Source organism: Pseudomonas sp. GW821-FHT09A09 (assembly GCF_059418405.1).
Window position 1 is genome coordinate 81559 of sequence record NZ_JBWKPU010000013.1, and the last position, 18877, is coordinate 100435.

The window sequence follows — 18877 nt, forward strand, 5'->3', positions numbered from 1 at the left end:
GGTCATTGATGGGTATCACTGACCGTCTGTGAGCGCCCGCCGTTGAGCTGTCGCAGGTGGGCCTGCATGTGCAGGCTCCAGATCTGCGGGTCGCCCGCTTTCTCGTAGCCGTGCAGCGTGAGGCTGTCGACAATCGATTCCAGGATGGTTTCTGCCACGAAGGGCCCATGAAACGGGCCTTGGGACTTGATGGTGGACGGCTGTTCGCCGGTCATCCCGGCCGCAAACAGCAAGGTCCACATCCCGTTATCCCCGGCGAGCGGGCGAATGGAGCATTCGATACGGGTGACCAGGCCCAGGCATTGACGGGTAAGGCAAAGGTTGCGCGGCATGGCGGCGACCCTCGGTAGATCGGTGTTCAACCTCAGCGCACGGCGAGGCTGTCTCTATCCAGCGACTCCTGTGGATATCCCTTGAGCAGAGAATAGAAGAAAACCACGACAAACCAAGGTTGTAGGGACCAACGGGCGTTGGCCCCACAAAAACAGCCAATTTACTGACACCTCACCCCGTAGTATGTCAGTCAACATTGCTCTAACTGACACGCCGCCATCGCCGGCAAGCCGGCTCCTACAAAGGTGTGTCAGGTGGGCTTGGCTTCGGCCAGCGCTTGCTGCGCCAGCTCCTTTTCCGCCTCTTTCAGGTCTTCCTCGCTGATCATCTCGGCAATCGCACGCAAGCGTTCGACTACGCGGGCATTGACGGTGCCCTCCGGGAATTGCCCCTCGGCATCCGGCTCACCGGCATCCTCGCCCACCAACAGGCTCAACGCCTCGTCCGCCTGGCGCACCGCATAGATATGGAACTGCCCGGCACGTACGGCCTGCAGCACCTTCTCATCAAGCATCAGCGTGGCCACGTTGGCCTGGGGAATGATCGCCCCCTGCTCGCCGGTCAAGCCGCGCGCTTCGCACAGGCGGAAGAAGCCTTCGATCTTCTCGTTGACCCCGCCCACCGCCTGCACTTCGCCAAACTGGTTGATCGAGCCGGTAATGGCAAAGCACTGCTTGAGCGGCGTCTTCGACAGGGCCGAAATCAAGGTGCACGCCTCGCCCAGGGACGCACTGTCGCCGTCCACATAACCGTAGGACTGCTCCAGCGCGATGCTCGCCGAGATGGCCAGCGGGAATTCCTGGGCATAACGACTGCCCAGGTAACCGGTGAGGATCATCACGCCCTTGGAGTGAATCGGCTGGCCGAGGTTAACCTCACGCTCAATGTCGACAATGCCACTGCCGCCCGGGTACACCGTGGCGGAAATCCGCGCCGGCACACCGAAGGCCGAGTCGCCCACCTCCAGCACCGTCAACCCGTTGCACTTGCCCACGGCCGCGCCTGCGGTGTCGATCAGGATCACCCCGGCGAGCATGTCGTCGAGAATCCGCGCCGACACGCGCCCGGTGCGCGTGGCCTTGGCCTTGAGCGCCCGCTCGATATGCCCGGAATCGGTCATCTCGTCGCCGGCCAGGTGGCGGATGAAATCCGCTTCGCTGACCAGCTGGAACAGGTCACCAATACGCGCCGATAAGCGCCCCTGGTGCTCGGCCAAGCGCGCGCTGTAGGTGGCCAGGCGCGCCACGGCGTCCGACGTCAGCGGCGCCATGCCTTCTTCCGAGGTGCGGGTTTTGAGCAACTGGGCGAACTGCTCCAGGCTCTCGTCCACCATCGGGATGTCTTCGTCGAAGTCCACCAGCACCCGGAACATCTCCTGGAAATCCGGATCGGCGTCTTGCAACGCGTAGTACAGCTGGCGCGAACCGATGATGATCACCTTGACCTGCAACGGAATCATCTGCGGGTTCAGGGTGACGGTAGCCAGACGGCCCAGTTCGCCCAGCGGCGATTCCATCTTCAGCTTGCGCGACTGCAGGGAACGCTTGAGCGCGTCCCACACAAACGGCTCGCCGAGCATTTTCTCGGCTTCGAGGATCAAAAAGCCGCCATTGGCGCGGTGCAAAGCGCCAGGGCGCAATTGCCGGTAGGTGGTGTAGAGCGCGCCCTGGTCGGTGCTGTATTCGATACGGCCGAACAGGTTGTCGTAAGTCGGGTGCGGTTCAAACACCACCGGCGCGCCGCCGTTGATCGGGTGGCCCACCACCAGGCTCGGGCAGTATTGCTCTTCGAGCAGCTTGCGCGCCTGGGCGTCGGTCTTGGCGTCGTCGACCAATTGCTCGACCACGGTTTTCAGCAAGTACACCTGCATGGCTTGCAGGTAACCGCAGACCGCCGCGTTTTCCGCGTACTTTTCCGACAGCGGCGAGAGCAATGGCTGCAGGGCCAGGGTGATGGTTTCTTCGTTGAACTGGCGCAGTTGGTTGTTCGACTCGCGCTTCCACTGTGGAAGGCTGGCCAACTCTTCATTGAGGCGCTCTTCCAGCTCGGAAATATCCGTGTGGAAGCGCTCGCGGTCGGCTTCCGGCAGCTGCGAAAACTCGGCTTCGTCCAGGGCCTTGCCGTCGAGCATCGGGGTAAAGGCGATGTTGGAGCTGTCGCGGTACAGCGCCACGTCCTTTTCCAGGGCCAGGCGTTCAATCACGTCCAGGGCCTTGTCGTAGCGCTGGTTGAAAGCGCGGTCGATGGCGCTTTTGCGCTGCTGGTAGGTGGGGTGTTCGAACACGGCCGGGAAGGTGGCCACCAGGTTGTCGATCAACCCGCTGATGTCACTGATGAACGCCGCCGCGCCGCCCGCGGGCAGTTCCAGCGCACGGGGTTCGCGAGGCTCATCGAAATTGTTCACATAGACCCAGTCCGACGGGGTCTGCAGGCGTTTACCTTCTGCCTTCAGGTAGCGTTTGACGAACGAAAAGCGGCCGGTACCGGGCTCGCCCATGACAAACACGTTGTAACCGGGGCGTGGCATGGCCACACCGAACTGCAAGGCTTCAACCGCACGTTCCTGGCCAAGCACACCGCGAAAGGGCTCCAAATCATTGGTGGTCGAGAAGCTGAACTGTTCAGCGGAAAAAGGACGAGTCAGCGCTTCGGGCGCTAGACGCAAGCTGGCAGCAACAGGATCAGGCATCGGGCTTCCTTACATCAGGCGGGGCAGATAACGGCATTCTGGCTCCCGCTTGCGCGCTCTGGCAAGGCGAGCCTGTGGGAAAGCATAGACACGGGAGGCGTCCTACAAATAATTCGCGACATCGCTGATTGTTTTATAAAAAAACACGGAACCCCGGGAACGTGCCTAAACTCCAAACTGCGCGGGTTGGACTAATAACCGATCCCTAGGGCGCTGCAACGCGCCTGAACCCTTGTCCATTGGTTTGCACACAAAGAGAACAAAGCTATGAAACGGATCCTTCTTGGTACTCTCTTCACCGTCGTCTCCCTCAATGCAATGGCAGAAGCACCAGGCGGCCCGAACTGCGGTTGGGGCAACATGTTGTTTGAAGGCCAACGCGGTACTCCAGCTCACTTCCTGGCGTCCACCACCAACGGCACCTCGGGTAACGCCACCTTCGGCATGACCTCGGGCACCAACGGTTGCAGCACCAACAGCGCCCTGACCTACGGCGGCAAGTCCTGGATTGCCATGAATGGCATGATGAACGAGCTGTCCGAAGACATGGCCAAAGGCAATGGCGAAGCACTGACCACCTACGCGGTGGTACTGGGTGTTGCTCCAGAAGATCGCGAGCACTTCGCTGCCGTGACCCACGAGCACTTCCAACAGATCTTCAGCAAAGCCGACGTGACGGCTGACGATGTGCACACCAACACCCTCGCCGTCCTCAAGGGCGACGCCCGCCTGGCGAAATACGCTACCCAGGCTTAAGCTCGACCCGCCCGTGCCTTTCGAGGCACGGGCTTTATTTTTGGACCCGCCTCCCCTTTGGGTCTCTCTTTATCCGACTTAAGTTGCCCCTATGCTCAAACGCTTTGCCTGGCTGGCACTCTTCGCCTGCGCCCCGCTGTACGCGGCCCCGCATATTGATGATCAACGTTTGCAGCAATTGGCCAATGATCCGTTCTGGTTGTCCCTGGGCCATTACGAAGCCGGCAAGCTCAAAGGCTGGCGCAGCTATGTCAGCGACAAGAAATTCTTCCTCGCCCCCGACGGCGCCCACCACCCGGACGCCGAACTCAAGGCCACCGTTGACGCACTCTATGCGCCGGCCAGCCTGGGCGAAAAACACGTTCAATGCGTTTACCCCGCACGCACCCGCTGGCTCAAGGATCAGTTGCAACTGACCGACCTGCCCGCCGTGGACTGCAAAGAATTCAAGCAATGGTTCAAGGACGTCGCCCCGCACAGCGCGGTGATGATCTTCCCGGCGGCCTACCTCAACAGCCCGTCGTCCATGTTCGGCCACACCCTGCTGCGCATCGACCAGGCCGACGTGCAACGCGACAAGACCGCCCTGCTCAGCTACGCGATCAACTTCGGCGCCTACATCGAAGGTTCGGACAACAGCATCCTCTACGCCTGGAAAGGCCTGATGGGCGGCTACCCCGGCCTGTTCGCCCTGGTGCCCTACCAGGAAAAACTTTCCGAGTACCGTAGCCTCGAAAACCGCGACCTGTGGGAATACCGCCTGAACCTGACCCAGGTCGAGACCGAGCGCATGGTCGAGCACGTGTGGGAGCTCAAGCAGATCCAGTTCGACTACTTCTTCTTTGACGAAAACTGCTCCTATCGCCTGCTGGAACTGCTGCAAGTCGCACGTCCCGGGCTGCGCCTGACCGAGCAATTCCCGCTGACCGCCATCCCTACCGACACCGTCAAGGCGGTGAAGGATGCAGGGCTGGTGGAAAAGATCGACTACCGCCCTTCCCGCGAACGCGAGCTACTGGAGCGTGCCAAACCGCTGAGCAGTGAAGAACAACAGTGGGTACTCAAGGTCAGCGACGACCAGAAGCAACTGCAAGAGCCGGCCTTCAAGGCCCTGCCCCGCGACCGCCAGGCGCTGATCATCGACGCGGCCTACCGCCTGGGCCGCTACCGCGCCAACGGCTTGGAGCGTGACACCGAACGTTCCCAACGCAGCTTTGAACTGCTACGCGCAATCAACCAGAACCCGGCGCCCGACCTGAACGTCGAACGCCCCGGCCTGCCGGAAGACGGCCATGAGTCGCGCACCTGGCAAGCCGGTATCGGCACCCGTGGCGACAAAGCCTTCGGTGAGTACGGCCTGCGCATGGCCTACCACGACCTCAATGACAATGCCGAAGGCTTCCCCCTCGGCGCGCAGATCGAAATCCTGCAGATGAAACTGCGCCAGTACGAAGGCAACCACTGGCAACTGCAGCAACTGGACCTGGCCACCATCCGCTCCCTGACCCCGCGCAACGCGCTGTTGCAGCCGTGGTCCTGGCAAGTCACCGGCGGCCTGGAGCGGGTGCCCGGCAAACACGACGACGAAACCCTGGTGGCCCACGTCAACGGCGGCGCCGGTGGTACCTGGCAACTGAGCGACGACATGCTCGGCTTCGCCCTCGGCACCGTGCGCGTGGAACACAACAACGACTTCAGCGAAGCCATCTCCCCCGCAGCCGGCTTCAACACCGGCGTGCTGTGGAAAAACCCGCTGGGCAACCTGAGCCTGGAAGCCAAGGGCGACTTCTTCACCAACGGCGAAGTGCGCCGCAGCCTGAGCCTGAACCAGCAGTGGGAATTGTCGCGCAACCTGGGCCTGCGCCTGAGCGCCCAACGCGAATACAGCCACCTGTCCAGCCCGGTGAACGAAGTGCTGCTGGAAGTGAAGTGGTATCACTACTGACCAAAGGCACACAACGATCAAAAATGTGGGAGCGGGCTTGTGTGGGAGCGGGCTTGCTAGCGAATGCGGTGTGTCAGTCAAAGATATTTAAGCTGAACCACCGCCTTCGCGGGCAAGCCCGCTCCCACATTTGATCCACGCAACCTGTAGGAGCCGGCTTGCCGGCGATCGCATCACCGCTGGTTACCTGACCACCGAGGTGTCTGCATCGCCGGCAAGCCAGCGCCTACGGACCACACCGTTCTCACCTTCCTTTCACATCTCTCCGACGAATCCCCTTCTAGACTTCTCCTATCAGCCGTGACACGGCGAGGGAGCAGGCAATGTGGCGGTATGCGGTAATGCTGTGTGCGATGGTGTGGTTGGCCGGTTGTCAGTCCACTCATCAAGACCTGTTGGCCAAGGGTTATCCACCGGCGTTTGCCGATGGTTTTGACGACGGTTGCAGCAGCGGTCGCCAGGCGGCCGGGGTGATCAGCGGGGAGTTTCGCAAGAACGTGCCACGCTATCTCAAGGACCGCGAATATGCCGAAGGCTGGGAAGATGGCTTCCGCCAATGCAAGGCCATGCGTGAAAACGAAGAGCTGCGCGACTACAAGGACAATCACTGGGACGACCGCGAGCGCGCCTGGCAGCAGGAGAAAGACCGCGACGCCGCCAGGGCCTATCGCTCGCAATAGGTCGCTTTCAGACATCCATCGAAACTAAAGCGCGGCGACTATGGCCCAAACTCCATTGAGGGAGAACGTCATGAGCCGAGCTTTTGTGAATGAAGACAACGCCGCCGCCCAGGCCGACCAGCCGGTGGAGCGCCAGGTCAGCGAACAGCCGAACCGAGTGACGGCCCAAGGGTTGGCGCAGTTGCAGGCCAAGGTGGCGCAGTTGCAGCAGGCGTACAGCGTTGAATCTGCCAAAGACGACAAACAGCGCCTGGCCGACCTTGAGCGCGACCTGCGCTACTTCAATCAACGGGTGCAAAGCGCCCAGGTCGTCGCGCCGGCGACTTCCACCGACAAAGTGCAGATCGGCAGCTGGGTCACCTTCGCCAATGAACAGGACGAGCAGCAGCGCATCCAGCTGGTCGGCGAAGACCAGGCCGACGCCACTGCACACTTGATCAACTGGGGCTCGCCCCTGGGCCGCGCCTTGCTGGGGGCCCAGCTCGGCGACGAAGTGCTGTGGAAGCGCCCCGTCGGCGATCAGTTGATCGAAGTGCTGCTGATCGAGCCTGAGGCTTAGACGATGCCTTGGGCCAGCATCGCGTCGGCGACTTTCACGAAGCCGGCGATGTTTGCGCCTTTCACGTAGTTGACCCGACCGTTTTCTTCGCCGTAGTGCACGCAGGCGTGGTGGATCGACTGCATGATGTTGTGCAGCTTGCTGTCCACTTCACCGGCCGTCCACAGCAGGCGCATGGCGTTCTGCGACATTTCCAGCCCGCTCACGGCCACGCCACCGGCGTTGGAGGCTTTGCCCGGGGCAAACAGAATGCCCGCCTCGATAAAGATATCCACAGCCTCCAGCGTGGTCGGCATGTTGGCGCCTTCGGCCACGCAGATGCAGCCGTTGCGCAGCAGGGTGCGTGCGGCCTCGGCGTCGAGTTCGTTCTGGGTTGCGCAGGGCAGCGCGATGTCGCAGGCCAACTGCCACGGGGTCTGGCCTTTACGGAACTCCAGGCCGAAGCGCTCGGCCAGTTCGCTGATGCGCCCGCGCTGTACGTTTTTCAGCTCCAGCAGCGCCGACCATTGCTCCTCGGTCAAACCGCTCTCGGCGTAAAGAGTGCCTTCGGAGTCGGACAGGGAAATCACCTTGCCGCCCAGGTCCATGACCTTGCGCGCCGCGTATTGCGCCACGTTGCCCGAACCCGACACCGCCACGCGCTTGCCTTCCACCCGCTGGCTGTTGCGCTTGAGCATTTCTTCAGCGAAGTACACACAGCCGAAACCAGTGGCTTCCGGGCGGATCAGGCTGCCGCCATAGGTCATGCCCTTGCCGGTCAGCACAGAGGTGAACTGGTTGCTCAGACGCTTGTACTGGCCGAACAGGAAGCCGATTTCACGGGCACCCACACCGATATCACCGGCCGGCACATCCACGTCTGCGCCGATATGCCGGTACAGCTCGCTCATGAAGGCCTGGCAGAAGCGCATCACTTCGGCGTCGCTCTTGCCCTTGGGGTCGAAGTCCGAGCCGCCCTTGCCGCCGCCCATGGGCAACGAGGTCAGGGAGTTCTTGAAGGTCTGCTCGAAAGCGAGGAATTTCAGCACGCCCAGGTTCACCGACGGGTGGAACCGCAGGCCGCCCTTGTACGGGCCGATGGCGCTGTTCATCTGGATGCGGAACCCACGATTGACCTGAACCTTGCCGTGATCATCCACCCACGACACCCGGAAAGTAATCGCACGTTCCGGCTCGCAGATGCGCTCCAGGATGCCCGACGTCAGGTAGTGGGGGTTGGCTTCAAGAAAAGGCCAGAGGCTGCGTAGGACTTCTTCTACGGCCTGGTGGAATTCTGGCTGGTCGGGGTCGCGTTTCTTGAGGCGGGAAAGGAAAGATTCGACAGATTCGATCATGGGAAGTCTCGGCAAATTGATTGTTTTTAAATGAGATTGAGCCGGACCTTAGCAACTCATGCCGCACCTGAAAAGTGCAAAATGTCGCCTTTGTGAATTTAAATGGTGCATTAGATATAAATAAACACCTTTTTTGCACCATAAATGGGATTCAAATTCAGAGAATGCACCAGCAGTTAAACCGTCTTCGCAGGCAAGCCAGCTCCCACATTTGACAGGGTTCACACATTTGAAATGTGGGAGCTGGCTTGCCTGCGATGAACCCACTTCGGTCCACCTGAAAAGACGCAAAAAAAAACGGAGCCCGAAGGCTCCGTTTTTTCAAACCACTGACCCGAATCAGGCCAGTTTCTTGTGACGCACGCGGTGCGGCTGGGCAGCGGCTTCGCCCAGGCGCTTCTTGCGATCGGCTTCGTACTCGGTGTAGTTGCCTTCGAAGAACACCGCTTGCGAGTCGTCTTCGTACGCCAGGATGTGAGTCGCGACGCGGTCAAGGAACCACCGATCGTGAGAGATCACAATGGCGGCGCCCGGGAAGTCCAGCAGGGCTTCTTCCAGGGAACGCAGGGTTTCAACGTCGAGGTCGTTGGACGGTTCGTCGAGCAGCAACACGTTGCCGCCTTCTTTCAGGGTCAGGGCCAGGTGCAAGCGACCGCGCTCACCACCGGACAGGTCCTTGACGAACTTCTGTTGGTCGCCGCCCTTGAAGTTGAAGCGACCCACGTAGGTGCGCGACGGGATTTCATAGTTGCCGATGCGGATCTGGTCGGAGCCATCGGAAATCTGCTGGAACACCGTCTTGCTGCCGTCCAGGTCCTCACGGCTCTGATCAACGCAAGCAAGCTGCACGGTTTCGCCCACTTCGATGGTGCCGGAGTCCGGGGTTTCCTTGCCCATCAGCATGCGGAACAGTGTGGATTTACCCGCACCGTTACCACCGATAACGCCGACGATCGCGCCTTTTGGCATGGAGAACGACAGGTTGTCGATCAGCACGCGGTCGCCATAACCCTTGGTGACGTTCTTGAATTCGATGACCTTGTCACCCAGGCGCGGACCGGCCGGGATGTAGATCTCGTTGGTTTCCGAACGCTTCTGGAATTCCTGGGATTGCATTTCTTCAAAGCGCTGCAGACGCGCCTTGGATTTGGACTGGCGGGCCTTGGCGCCTTTGCGCACCCACTCCAGTTCTTCCTTCATGGCTTTTTCGTGGGCCGACTGCTGCTTGGATTCGGCAGCCAGACGGTCGGACTTGGCTTCCAGCCAACCGGAGTAGTTGCCCTCGTAAGGGATACCGGCGCCGCGGTCGAGCTCGAGGATCCAGCCAGCAACGTTGTCCAGGAAGTAACGGTCGTGCGTGATCGCAACCACGGTGCCCGGGAAATCGTGAAGGAAATGTTCCAGCCAGGCGACGGAATCGGCGTCCAGGTGGTTGGTCGGCTCGTCGAGCAGCAGCATGTCGGGGGCCGACAGCAGCAGGCGGCACAGGGCCACACGGCGCTTCTCACCACCGGACAGGTGTTCGACCTTGGCATCCCACGCCGGCAGGCGCAGCGCGTCGGCGGCGACTTCCAGCTGGCGCTCCAGGTTGTGACCGTCGCCGGCTTGCAGGATCGCTTCCAGCTTGGCCTGTTCGGCGGCCAGCTTGTCGAAGTCGGCATCCGGCTCGGCGTAGGCGGCGTAGACCTCGTCCAGGCGCGCCTGGGCGTTCTTGATCGCGCTGACGGCTTCTTCAACCACTTCACGAACGGTCTTGGTCGGGTCCAGGATCGGTTCCTGTGGCAGGTAACCGATGTTCAGTTCCGGCATCGGGCGGGCTTCGCCTTCGAACTCGGTGTCGACGCCGGCCATGATTTTCAGCAGCGTGGACTTACCCGAACCGTTGAGGCCGAGCACGCCGATCTTGGCGCCAGGGAAGAAGGACAGCGAAATGTTTTTCAGGATTTCCCGCTTCGGCGGAACAACTTTTCCCAGCCGATGCATGGTGAAGACGTATTGAGCCATGGTGAACCTAGCGTCAGTGACTGATGAATTGAGCGGGCGGAGCCCGTGCAGGCCATGCGCCGCGCGGGCCGTTGACGGTGATCAATGCCTGCGTGCGGGAAAAGCCTGAATGTCTGGGGCTGGAACGCCCCGCGTAACCGGCAAAGCTACCTGAATGCGCTTGGTCAGTCCAGCCAGGCAAGGACTGGCACTTTGCCACAACTCAAGGCATGCTAGCCGCCCTCCGGGCGTCCGGCTTATAGTGCACGTCGCGCGCCAGTCCAGCCAAACCGCAGGATCACAGCTTGTCCAAAGTCACGCCGCCAACTCCCCTGCGCGCCGCTCATATAGCGCCGGGAGCGCCCCTGCACGGCACCCTTAAAGGCGCATTGGCGACGCTTGTCCTCATGCTGCTCGCGCTATTGTTCTGGCAACTGCTGGACCAGCTGCAGCAAAACCAGAAAAATCAGCAGCAATACACCATCGACTACAGCGCCGACCTGGCTGAACAAATCAGCCTGAACATGGCCCTGAGCGCAAAAATCGCGCTGAACCTGCTCCCGATGGTCGAGCCGCCGCGCAACGATGAACAGCAGCAAGCCCTGATGCGCACCCTGCAACGCTCGTTGCCGGAGTTGCGCAGTATCGCCCTGCTGGCCCCCAGTGGCGCGATGATCAGTGACAGCGCCAAAGACAGCCAGGACAGCGCCTGGCTTGAAGAACTGGTGCAGCGCAGCCACTCCCAGCCTTATTACCTGAGCAACAGTAACGACGGCACCATCATCTACCTGCTGCTGCACCAGCCCAGCGGCGGTTCGCGGATGTACTGGGCACTGCGCCTGGCGCCCAGCTACCTGACCAACCTCACCCGCCAGGACGGCCAGGGCCAGCGCCCGATGTGGGCCATCGAGAACCGCCTGAACCACCGCGTGGTCAGCCGTGACAGCGGCATGCCGGCGCAATGGGCCACCGCCCTCACCCCGGATGAATTGAACAGAAGCGTACTGGTCACCCCCCTGAGCAAGAGCGACTGGCAACTGCGCGGGCTGTTCGACCGCACGGCGGTACTGGAGCAACTGCTGCCCGCATTTATCGGCAAATGCCTGCTGGGCCTGGCGTTCTCGCTGATCCCGGTGATCGTGCTGCTGAACATGCGCCGTCGCCAGCGCCAGGTGCATGAAGGTCGGCGGCGCTACCAGGATATTTTCGAGGGCACCGGCGTGGCCCTGTGCGTGCTCGACCTGTCCGGGCTCAATGCATTCTTCGACAAGGCGCAACTGCACACTCGCGAGCAATTGCACGACTGGCTGCAGGACAACCCCGCAGAACGCCAGCAACTGCTCAAGGAACTGCGCATCACCGAGGTCAACCAGGTGGCGGTGCGTCTGCTCAATGTGGCCTCGTGCGAAGAGGCGTGGGAGCGCCTGATCGACGATTGCCCACGCAACGCCACGGCCATCGGCTATCAGGTACTTGAGGCGGTGCTGACCCAGCAGAAGCAGCTGGAACTCGAAATCCAGCTCAACGATGTGGCCGGCAACGAGCAGTACCTGTGGCTGGTGATGCGCCTGCCGGAGCAGCAGGACGATTTCAAGGCGGTGATCCTCAGCATCAGCGACATCACCAGCCGCAAGCTCATTGAACTGTCACTGGTGGAGCGTGAAAGCTTCTGGTCGGACGTGGTGCGCACCGTGCCCGACCACCTGTATGTGCAGGACGTGATCAGCCAGCGCATGATTTTCAGCAACCACCACCTGGGCCACACCCTCGGCTACAACAAGGCCGAACTGCAGCAAATGGGTGAGTATTTCTGGGAGATCCTGCTGCACCCCGAAGACGCCGAGCATTACCACGACCTGCGCCAGCAACAGCGCCAGGCCGGCTATAGCACCCAGTTGCAGTGCCAGTTGCGCTTTCGCCACCGCAACAACCAGTGGCGTCGCTTCGAGATCCGCGAACAGGCCCTGGCCCGGGACAAGACCGCCGTGGTCACGCGGATCATCGGCGTGGCCAAGGACGTGACCGACCAGATCGAAGCCAGCGAATCCCTGCGTGACAGCGAACAGCGCTACCGCATGCTGGCCGAAAGCATCAGCGACGTGATCTGTTCCACCGACAGCCAGTTGGCCCTTAACTACATCAGCCCGTCGGTCAGCGCCGTACTGGGTTATGACGTGGAGTGGGTGTTCAAGAACGGCTGGCAGTCGATCATCGCCAACCCGCAGCAATTGAGCGGCATCTATAGCCTGGTGGAGCGGGTCAGCCGCGCTTTGGGCGATACCGCAGCGCTGAACCAGCTGCGCGACGAAGTGCAAACCCAGCTGTTCCTGTTCGACTGCCTGCGCGCCGATGGCCGCAAGGTGCCGATCGAACTGCGCCTGGTGTTGGTGTGGGACGAGCACGGTGCGTTTGAAGGCATCCTGGGCGTTGGCCGGGACATCAGCCAGCAGCGCCGCGCCGAGAAAGACCTGCGCATGGCGGCCACGGTATTCGAGCACTCCACGTCGGCGATCCTGATCACCGACCCGGCCGGCTACATCGTGCAGGCCAACGAAGCGTTCAGCCGGGTCAGCGGGTATGCGGTGAGCGATGTACTCGATCAATTGCCCAACATGCTCACCGTCGACGAACAACAGGAAGCCCACCTGCGCTATGTGCTCAAGCAGTTGCACCAGCACAGCACCTGGGAAGGCGAAGTGTGGCTCAAGCGCCGCAACGGCGAGCACTACCCGGCCTGGGTCGGCATTACTGCCGTGTTCGACGATGAAGGCGACCTGGCCAGCTACGTGTGCTTCTTCAGTGATATCAGCGAGCGCAAGGCCAGCGAACAGCGCATCCACCGCCTGGCCTACTACGACGCCCTGACCCACCTGCCCAACCGCACGCTGTTCCAGGACCGCCTGCACACCGCGCTGCAGTCGGCCGAACGGCAGAAGTCGTGGGTGGTGCTGATGTTCCTCGACCTCGACCGCTTCAAGCCGATCAACGACTCCCTGGGCCACGCCGCCGGCGACCGCATGCTCAAGGAAATGGCCACCCGCCTGCTGGGCTGCGTGGCCGAAGACGACACCGTGGCGCGCATGGGCGGCGATGAGTTCACCCTGCTTCTGCAACCGCGGGTCAGCCGCGAAATGGCGCTGAACCGGGCAATCCACGTGGCCGAGCAGATCCTCGCCAGCCTGGTGAAGCCCTTCGTGCTCGAAGGCCGAGAGTTCTTTGTGACCGCCAGTATCGGCATCGCCCTGAGCCCACAGGACGGCAACGAACTCAGCCAGTTGATGAAAAACGCCGACACGGCGATGTATCACGCCAAGGAGCGCGGCAAGAACAACTTCCAGTTTTACCAGGCCGACATGAACGCCAGTGCCCTGGAACGCCTGGAACTGGAAAGCGACCTGCGCCACGCCTTGGACCAGAACGAATTCGTGCTCTATTACCAGCCGCAGTTCAGCGGCGACGGCAAACGCCTGACCGGCGCCGAAGCCTTGCTGCGCTGGCGCCATCCGCGTCGCGGCCTGGTGCCGCCAGGGGATTTCATCCCGGTGCTGGAAGAGTTGGGGCTGGTGGTGGACGTGGGCGACTGGGTGCTCAGCGAAGCCTGTCGCCAGCTCAAGACCTGGCACCAGAACAAGGTGCGCGTGCCGAAGGTGTCGGTGAACATCTCCGCGCGGCAGTTTTCGGACGGCCAGTTGGGTGAGCGCATTGCCACCATCCTCAAGGACACCGGCCTGCCACCGGCGTGCCTGGAGCTGGAGCTGACCGAAAGTATCCTGATGCGTGAGGTCAACGAGGCGATGCAGATCCTCGACAGCCTGAAAAACCTGGGCCTGAGCATCGCGGTCGACGACTTCGGCACCGGTTATTCGTCGCTCAACTACCTCAAGCAATTCCCCATCGACGTGCTGAAGATCGACCGCACCTTCGTCGACGGCCTGCCGTCCGGCGAGCAGGACGCGCAGATCGCCCGCGCCATTATCGCCATGGCCCACAGCCTCAACCTGGCGGTGATCGCCGAGGGTGTGGAAACCCATGAACAGCTCGACTTCCTGCGTGAGCATGGGTGCGATGAGGTTCAGGGCTACCTGTTCGGGCGGCCGATGCCGGCGAATCGGTTTGAGGCGCAGTTCAGCAATGATGCGCTGTTCATGTTCGATTGACGTTGTGCGGCGCGCCTGATGACGCCATCGCCGGCAAGCCGGCTCCTACAGGGGACCGCATTCCAATTGTAGGAGCCGGCTTGCCGGCGATGGCGGCCTTACAATCACCGCCTGTTCCCAGATGAACGCCACTTGTCCGCGACATGATGTCCTTTCATATGCCATCTAAAACCCATTGGGTTAGAATGCCCTCCTTTTCTGCCCCCGATCCTTGAGGACCGCCATGTTCAGCCGTGATTTGACTATTGCCAAGTACGACGCCGATCTCTTTGCCGCCATGGAGCAAGAAGCCGTGCGCCAGGAAGAGCACATTGAGCTGATCGCTTCGGAAAACTACACCAGCCCAGCGGTGATGGAGGCTCAAGGTTCGGTCTTGACCAACAAGTACGCCGAAGGTTACCCAGGCAAGCGCTACTACGGCGGTTGCGAGTACGTCGACGTGGTTGAGCAACTGGCCATTGATCGCGCCAAGGAGCTGTTCGGCGCCGATTACGCCAACGTCCAGCCACACGCCGGTTCCCAAGCCAACAGCGCCGTGTACCTGGCCCTGCTGCAAGGCGGCGACACCATCCTGGGCATGAGCCTGGCCCACGGCGGTCACCTGACCCACGGCGCCAGCGTTTCGTCCTCCGGCAAGCTGTACAACGCCGTCCAGTACGGTATCGATGCCAACGGCCTGATCGACTACGACGAAGTCGAGCGCCTGGCGGTTGAACACAAGCCAAAAATGATCGTGGCCGGTTTCTCTGCCTACTCGCAGATCCTGGACTTCCCACGTTTCCGCGCTATTGCTGACAAAGTCGGTGCCTACCTGTTCGTCGACATGGCTCACGTAGCTGGCCTGGTTGCCGCAGGCGTCTACCCGAACCCGGTGCCTTTCGCTGACGTCGTGACCACCACCACCCACAAGACCCTGCGCGGTCCACGTGGCGGCCTGATCCTGGCTCGCGCCAACGCCGACATCGAGAAGAAGCTGAACTCCGCCGTATTCCCAGGCGCCCAAGGCGGCCCGCTGGAGCACGTGATCGCCGCTAAAGCGATCTGCTTCAAGGAAGCACTGCAACCTGAGTTCAAGACCTACCAGCAACAAGTGGTCAAGAACGCCCAGGCCATGGCCAGCGTGTTCATCGAGCGCGGCTTTGACGTGGTGTCTGGCGGTACTGAAAACCACCTGTTCCTGCTGTCGCTGATCAAGCAGGACATTTCCGGTAAAGATGCTGACGCTGCCCTGGGCAAAGCCTTCATCACCGTGAACAAGAACTCCGTGCCAAACGACCCACGTTCCCCGTTCGTCACCTCCGGCCTGCGCTTCGGCACCCCGGCTGTGACCACTCGTGGCTTCAAGGAAGCAGAGTGCAAGGAACTGGCCGGCTGGATCTGCGACATCCTGGCAGACCTGAACAACGAAGCCGTGATCGACGCGGTCCGTGAGAAGGTCAAGGCCATCTGCAAAAAGCTGCCGGTTTACGGCGCTTGATAGCAGTAGCTTGAACCAAAAGCGCTGACGGCAACGTCGGCGCTTTTTTTTGCCTGCTAAAAACTGCCCGAGGGTGGTAACGCACCGCCTATCTCACGGTAGAAGTTGCTCACACCGGTATCAAAAGACTTGCCCGACAGGTGGGCGGCAAAGGTTTCCGCCACGAACTCCAGGGGGTTGGTCATGGCGTACATGCTCACCGCCGTACCGTTGTTGGCCGCCTTGAGCGTGATCGACGGGTCTTGCGCGCCGAGCTTGAAGGTCCAGAACGTCTCGGGCTGATTCATCTCATGAAGGATATGGCCGATTTCGTGGATCACCACGGTCGCGGCATGCCCATGCATCTTAGGGTCGCCGAACCAGCGCTGGGTACCGTCGTACACCTGGTCGGCAACACCCCGTCCCGGGTCCTTGCCCAAGCCGCCTTCAATGCCGTTAAGCTGGATCTGCGGGTTGTGCTGCCCGGTCTTGGGGCCCATGAAGATGGTGTATTCGGCCTCGCCGCGCAGGTTGCCCATGCAGGCAATGCACGGCACGCCCTCGGTGGCCGAGCAGAGGAAGGTGATCGGCGGCAGGCTGAAGCCCTTTGCCGCCAGCACTTGCAGGGCCTTGTCGATGGCGGTGCGTTTCAACTGGGCGAGCGGGTCACCGTTTTCGCTGCCGATGCTCATCATCGCCGCGCCAGGCCCGGTATAGGCCTGGTAGGTGAAGGTCATCATGCCGGTCTTGGCCCGGTAGGTCTGGGCCAGCTTGCCGTCACTCTTTCTGCCCGCTTGGATCTGTGCTGCCGTGGCCATGGGGTCGATCTCCGACATCTGAACGTGCCTGTTGAAATAACAGTCGGTGATCGCGGTTTATTCCGAGGGCCTGGGCTTCGGCTTGATGACCAGGCCAACAGGGTGCCCGGCTACAGGCGTCCCAGCTGAATCAGGTACAGCTTGTCGAATTGAAGGTCGGCCTTGACGCCTTTCATCGACACGTAATGCCGGTAGTGGTTGTACAGCTGCTTGAAGAAGGCCAGCTTGCCCTTCGACCCGATACGGTACTCGCCCGAGTTGGGGTCGAAAAAACTCATCCCGCTGCCGTCGGCGTACAAGGCAAAAGCGTGGGACGTGACGCCCTCGGTAAAGGTGCATTCCCACAGGTAATAGCCCGGCTGGGTCTCGTCGAGATGACTGGCCAATACCTCCAAGCCCGTCAGCCCGCTCGCTTCGATGGCCGAACGGCTCGACATGCCGCAGATATTGGGCGCTGCCGCGACAATTCGTTCGATGCCACGGGCGGACCTGTAGTAGCAGCGATTGAAGGAGCTGCAATCCACATCGACCTTGTACAGCGTGTCTTCCTGCCCCAGGTACTGTATGCGCCGCTGCGGCGTCTCCGACGGTTGCTGCAGCCTGCGCCGCAACCACGCAAACGCCAGCCCGATGCAGGCGCCGTTCTGCACGCCGGGCATCTCTTTGATGGCAGCGTTCTTGCTCAACGCCGAGCGCTGTTTGAACTTGGCGACCCGATGCACTTTCATGCCGATCGGGGTTTTCCAGGAAACATAATTAGCCGGCATTGGCGCTGCCCCCAATGCCGGCGTTGGTCCGTGCCACTTTCACCATGGGTCTGCCTCTGCGATCTCACCTGCCTGATGAGATAACAGCTCGCATGGGCAGTTTATTCCGGCTGGTACAGCTGCTGGAAACCTTGGCGGATCTTGTCTTCGGGCAGTTCATCGGCAATGAACACGATCACGCTTTCACGCGCTTCGTCCTCGGCCCACTCGGTGTCCCAATCGAACCCGTAGAGCTTGAGCACGCCCTGGAACACCAGTCGCCGGTCTTCCCCGGCGATGTTCAGCACGCCTTTGTAGCGCAGCAGCTGCTTGCCATGGTCTTCCAGCAACGCGTTCATGAACTCGCTGAGGCGGTCGATATCCAGCGGCTGGTCAGTGCGCAACACCAGGCTGGAGATGCGATCGATGGACGGCGCAGCACTCACCGGGCGCAAGCTCATGCCGGCGTTGAGGTTGAATCCGCGCACATCGAGCAGCTCGGCCAGGTCGATGTTGCCGTGGTCGACCACACGAATCGGCGCACGGCGGTTGATACGGGTGAGACGCTGGCTGAGGGCGTCGAAGGTGGCTTCGTCTACCAGGTCACGTTTGCTCACCAGCAGGCGGTCAGCAAAGCCGATCTGGGCCTGGGCGATGGTCTGGGTCAGATGATGCTCGGCATGAGCCGCGTCCACCAGGGTGATGATGCCGTCGAGGATGTAGCGCTCGCGCAGTTCTTCATCGATGAAAAAGGTCTGGGCCACGGGCGCCGGGTCGGCCAGGCCGGTGCACTCGATCACCAGGCGGTCGAAGGCGATCTCGCCGCTGTCCAGGCGTTCGAGCAGCAGGTACAGGGCTTTGGTCAGGTCGGTGTGGATGGTGCAGCACACGCAGCCGTTGGACAGGGTCATGACTTGCACCGGCTCGGCGCCCAACAGTTGGGTGTCGATACCGGCGTCACTGAATTCGTTTTCGATCACGGCGATTTTCAAGCCGTGCTCGGCCTTGAGCAGGTGGCGCAGCAAGGTGGTCTTGCCGGCGCCGAGGAAGCCGCTGAGGACTGTTACCGGAATGGGGGTTAACAAAACACACATCTCCCATGCGCTAAAAAAACTGTAGGAGCCCGGCTTGCCGGCGATGGCGGTCTCAAGATCGCTATCGCCGGCAAGCCGGGCTCCTACAGTGAGGTGTTGTGGTCAAGTGCGGTGTTTCAACAGCACTTGGGCCCACCCTTGCCACCGTAACGGGCTTCCTGGCGTTCCCGGAAGAACGCCTTGTAGTCCATCACCGGTTTGTCCGGGTGTTTGGTTTGCATATGCTCGACGTACGTGTCGTAGTCGGGCATGCCGACCATCAGGCGCGCGGCCTGACCGAGGTATTTACCGAGGCGACTGATGTCATTGAACATGGTTGCAATCCTC

General features: G+C 61.3%; 14 protein-coding genes. 6 read left to right on the plus strand and 8 right to left on the minus strand.

All coding sequences use genetic code 11. The features are described 5' to 3' along the window. Window positions 1-2: 2 nt before the first annotated feature. Entirely contained in the window at window positions 3-332 is a 330-nt protein-coding gene (locus AC07OV_RS13805) for a PA4575 family protein (protein ID WP_495092403.1), read from the minus strand. Between the two features lie 251 nt (window positions 333-583). Continuing rightward, complete coding sequence (locus tag AC07OV_RS13810; RefSeq protein ID WP_176998450.1) at window positions 584-3022, minus strand: Lon protease family protein; 2439 nt, start codon at window positions 3020-3022, stop codon at window positions 584-586. Window positions 3023-3289: 267 nt separating this feature from the next. Between AC07OV_RS13810 and AC07OV_RS13815 the strand changes: the two genes are divergently transcribed. From AC07OV_RS13815 to AC07OV_RS13830, 4 genes are all read left to right on the plus strand, one after another. Continuing rightward, window positions 3290-3778 carry a DUF3015 domain-containing protein gene (locus AC07OV_RS13815; RefSeq protein ID WP_176998451.1) on the plus strand — a complete coding sequence of 163 codons (489 nt, stop codon included), beginning with the start codon at window positions 3290-3292 and terminating at the stop codon, window positions 3776-3778. A 91-nt stretch (window positions 3779-3869) separates the two neighbouring features. Beyond that, entirely contained in the window at window positions 3870-5723 is a 1854-nt protein-coding gene (locus AC07OV_RS13820; protein WP_495092404.1) for an Lnb N-terminal periplasmic domain-containing protein, read from the plus strand. Window positions 5724-6046: 323 nt separating this feature from the next. Continuing rightward, on the plus strand, window positions 6047-6403 hold the full coding sequence (locus AC07OV_RS13825; protein WP_176998453.1) for a hypothetical protein: 357 nt from the start codon (window positions 6047-6049) through the stop codon (window positions 6401-6403). A gap of 70 nt (window positions 6404-6473) precedes the next feature. Then, on the plus strand, window positions 6474-6962 hold the full coding sequence (locus AC07OV_RS13830) for a GreA/GreB family elongation factor (RefSeq protein ID WP_495092405.1): 489 nt from the start codon (window positions 6474-6476) through the stop codon (window positions 6960-6962). Here the strand turns inward: AC07OV_RS13830 and gdhA are convergent. Both gdhA and ettA read right to left on the minus strand, forming a co-directional pair. Further along, window positions 6959-8296: an NADP-specific glutamate dehydrogenase gene (gene gdhA, locus AC07OV_RS13835; RefSeq protein ID WP_495092406.1), complete on the minus strand. Its 1338-nt coding sequence runs from the start codon at window positions 8294-8296 to the stop codon at window positions 6959-6961. The genes AC07OV_RS13830 and gdhA overlap by 4 nt on opposite strands. Window positions 8297-8635: 339 nt before the next feature. Continuing rightward, entirely contained in the window at window positions 8636-10300 is a 1665-nt protein-coding gene (gene ettA, locus AC07OV_RS13840; RefSeq protein WP_176998456.1) for an energy-dependent translational throttle protein EttA, read from the minus strand. A gap of 284 nt (window positions 10301-10584) precedes the next feature. On the opposite strand from ettA, the gene AC07OV_RS13845 reads away from it, so the two are divergent. Both AC07OV_RS13845 and glyA read left to right on the plus strand, forming a co-directional pair. Continuing rightward, window positions 10585-14436: a sensor domain-containing protein gene (locus AC07OV_RS13845; protein WP_495092407.1), complete on the plus strand. Its 3852-nt coding sequence runs from the start codon at window positions 10585-10587 to the stop codon at window positions 14434-14436. A 223-nt stretch (window positions 14437-14659) separates the two neighbouring features. Beyond that, window positions 14660-15913 carry a serine hydroxymethyltransferase gene (glyA, locus tag AC07OV_RS13850; RefSeq protein WP_058427701.1) on the plus strand — a complete coding sequence of 418 codons (1254 nt, stop codon included), beginning with the start codon at window positions 14660-14662 and terminating at the stop codon, window positions 15911-15913. Window positions 15914-15969: 56 nt separating this feature from the next. Here the strand turns inward: glyA and AC07OV_RS13855 are convergent, their stop codons facing one another. The 4 genes from AC07OV_RS13855 to AC07OV_RS13870 form a co-directional block, all read right to left on the minus strand. Further along, the gene (locus AC07OV_RS13855; protein WP_495092408.1) at window positions 15970-16728 is read right to left on the minus strand and encodes a hypothetical protein; all 759 of its coding nucleotides are present in this window, start codon (window positions 16726-16728) and stop codon (window positions 15970-15972) included. 92 nt (window positions 16729-16820) lie between these two features. Further along, a complete protein-coding gene (locus tag AC07OV_RS13860) occupies window positions 16821-17438 on the minus strand; it encodes a YopT-type cysteine protease domain-containing protein (RefSeq protein WP_495092409.1) in 618 nt (205 codons plus the stop codon). Window positions 17439-17578: 140 nt separating this feature from the next. Further along, on the minus strand, window positions 17579-18541 hold the full coding sequence (yjiA, locus tag AC07OV_RS13865; protein WP_495092410.1) for a GTPase: 963 nt from the start codon (window positions 18539-18541) through the stop codon (window positions 17579-17581). Window positions 18542-18666: 125 nt separating this feature from the next. Continuing rightward, window positions 18667-18864, minus strand: coding sequence for a YbdD/YjiX family protein (locus AC07OV_RS13870; protein ID WP_003194308.1), 198 nt, complete (start codon window positions 18862-18864; stop codon window positions 18667-18669). Between the last annotated feature and the right edge of the window lie 13 nt (window positions 18865-18877).

What these genes read in the sequence shown, in the direction of transcription:
- AC07OV_RS13805 (WP_495092403.1), bottom strand. Translation starts at nt 332, where the DNA reads ATGCCGCGCAACCTTTGCCTTACCCGTCAATGCCTGGGCCTGGTCACC.
- AC07OV_RS13810 (WP_176998450.1), bottom strand. Translation starts at nt 3,022, where the DNA reads ATGCCTGATCCTGTTGCTGCCAGCTTGCGTCTAGCGCCCGAAGCGCTG.
- AC07OV_RS13815 (WP_176998451.1), top strand. Translation starts at nt 3,290, where the DNA reads ATGAAACGGATCCTTCTTGGTACTCTCTTCACCGTCGTCTCCCTCAAT.
- AC07OV_RS13820 (WP_495092404.1), top strand. Translation starts at nt 3,870, where the DNA reads ATGCTCAAACGCTTTGCCTGGCTGGCACTCTTCGCCTGCGCCCCGCTG.
- AC07OV_RS13825 (WP_176998453.1), top strand. Translation starts at nt 6,047, where the DNA reads ATGTGGCGGTATGCGGTAATGCTGTGTGCGATGGTGTGGTTGGCCGGT.
- AC07OV_RS13830 (WP_495092405.1), top strand. Translation starts at nt 6,474, where the DNA reads ATGAGCCGAGCTTTTGTGAATGAAGACAACGCCGCCGCCCAGGCCGAC.
- gdhA (WP_495092406.1), bottom strand. Translation starts at nt 8,296, where the DNA reads ATGATCGAATCTGTCGAATCTTTCCTTTCCCGCCTCAAGAAACGCGAC.
- ettA (WP_176998456.1), bottom strand. Translation starts at nt 10,300, where the DNA reads ATGGCTCAATACGTCTTCACCATGCATCGGCTGGGAAAAGTTGTTCCG.
- glyA (WP_058427701.1), top strand. Translation starts at nt 14,660, where the DNA reads ATGTTCAGCCGTGATTTGACTATTGCCAAGTACGACGCCGATCTCTTT.
- AC07OV_RS13855 (WP_495092408.1), bottom strand. Translation starts at nt 16,728, where the DNA reads ATGTCGGAGATCGACCCCATGGCCACGGCAGCACAGATCCAAGCGGGC.
- AC07OV_RS13860 (WP_495092409.1), bottom strand. Translation starts at nt 17,438, where the DNA reads ATGAAAGTGCATCGGGTCGCCAAGTTCAAACAGCGCTCGGCGTTGAGC.
- AC07OV_RS13870 (WP_003194308.1), bottom strand. Translation starts at nt 18,864, where the DNA reads ATGTTCAATGACATCAGTCGCCTCGGTAAATACCTCGGTCAGGCCGCG.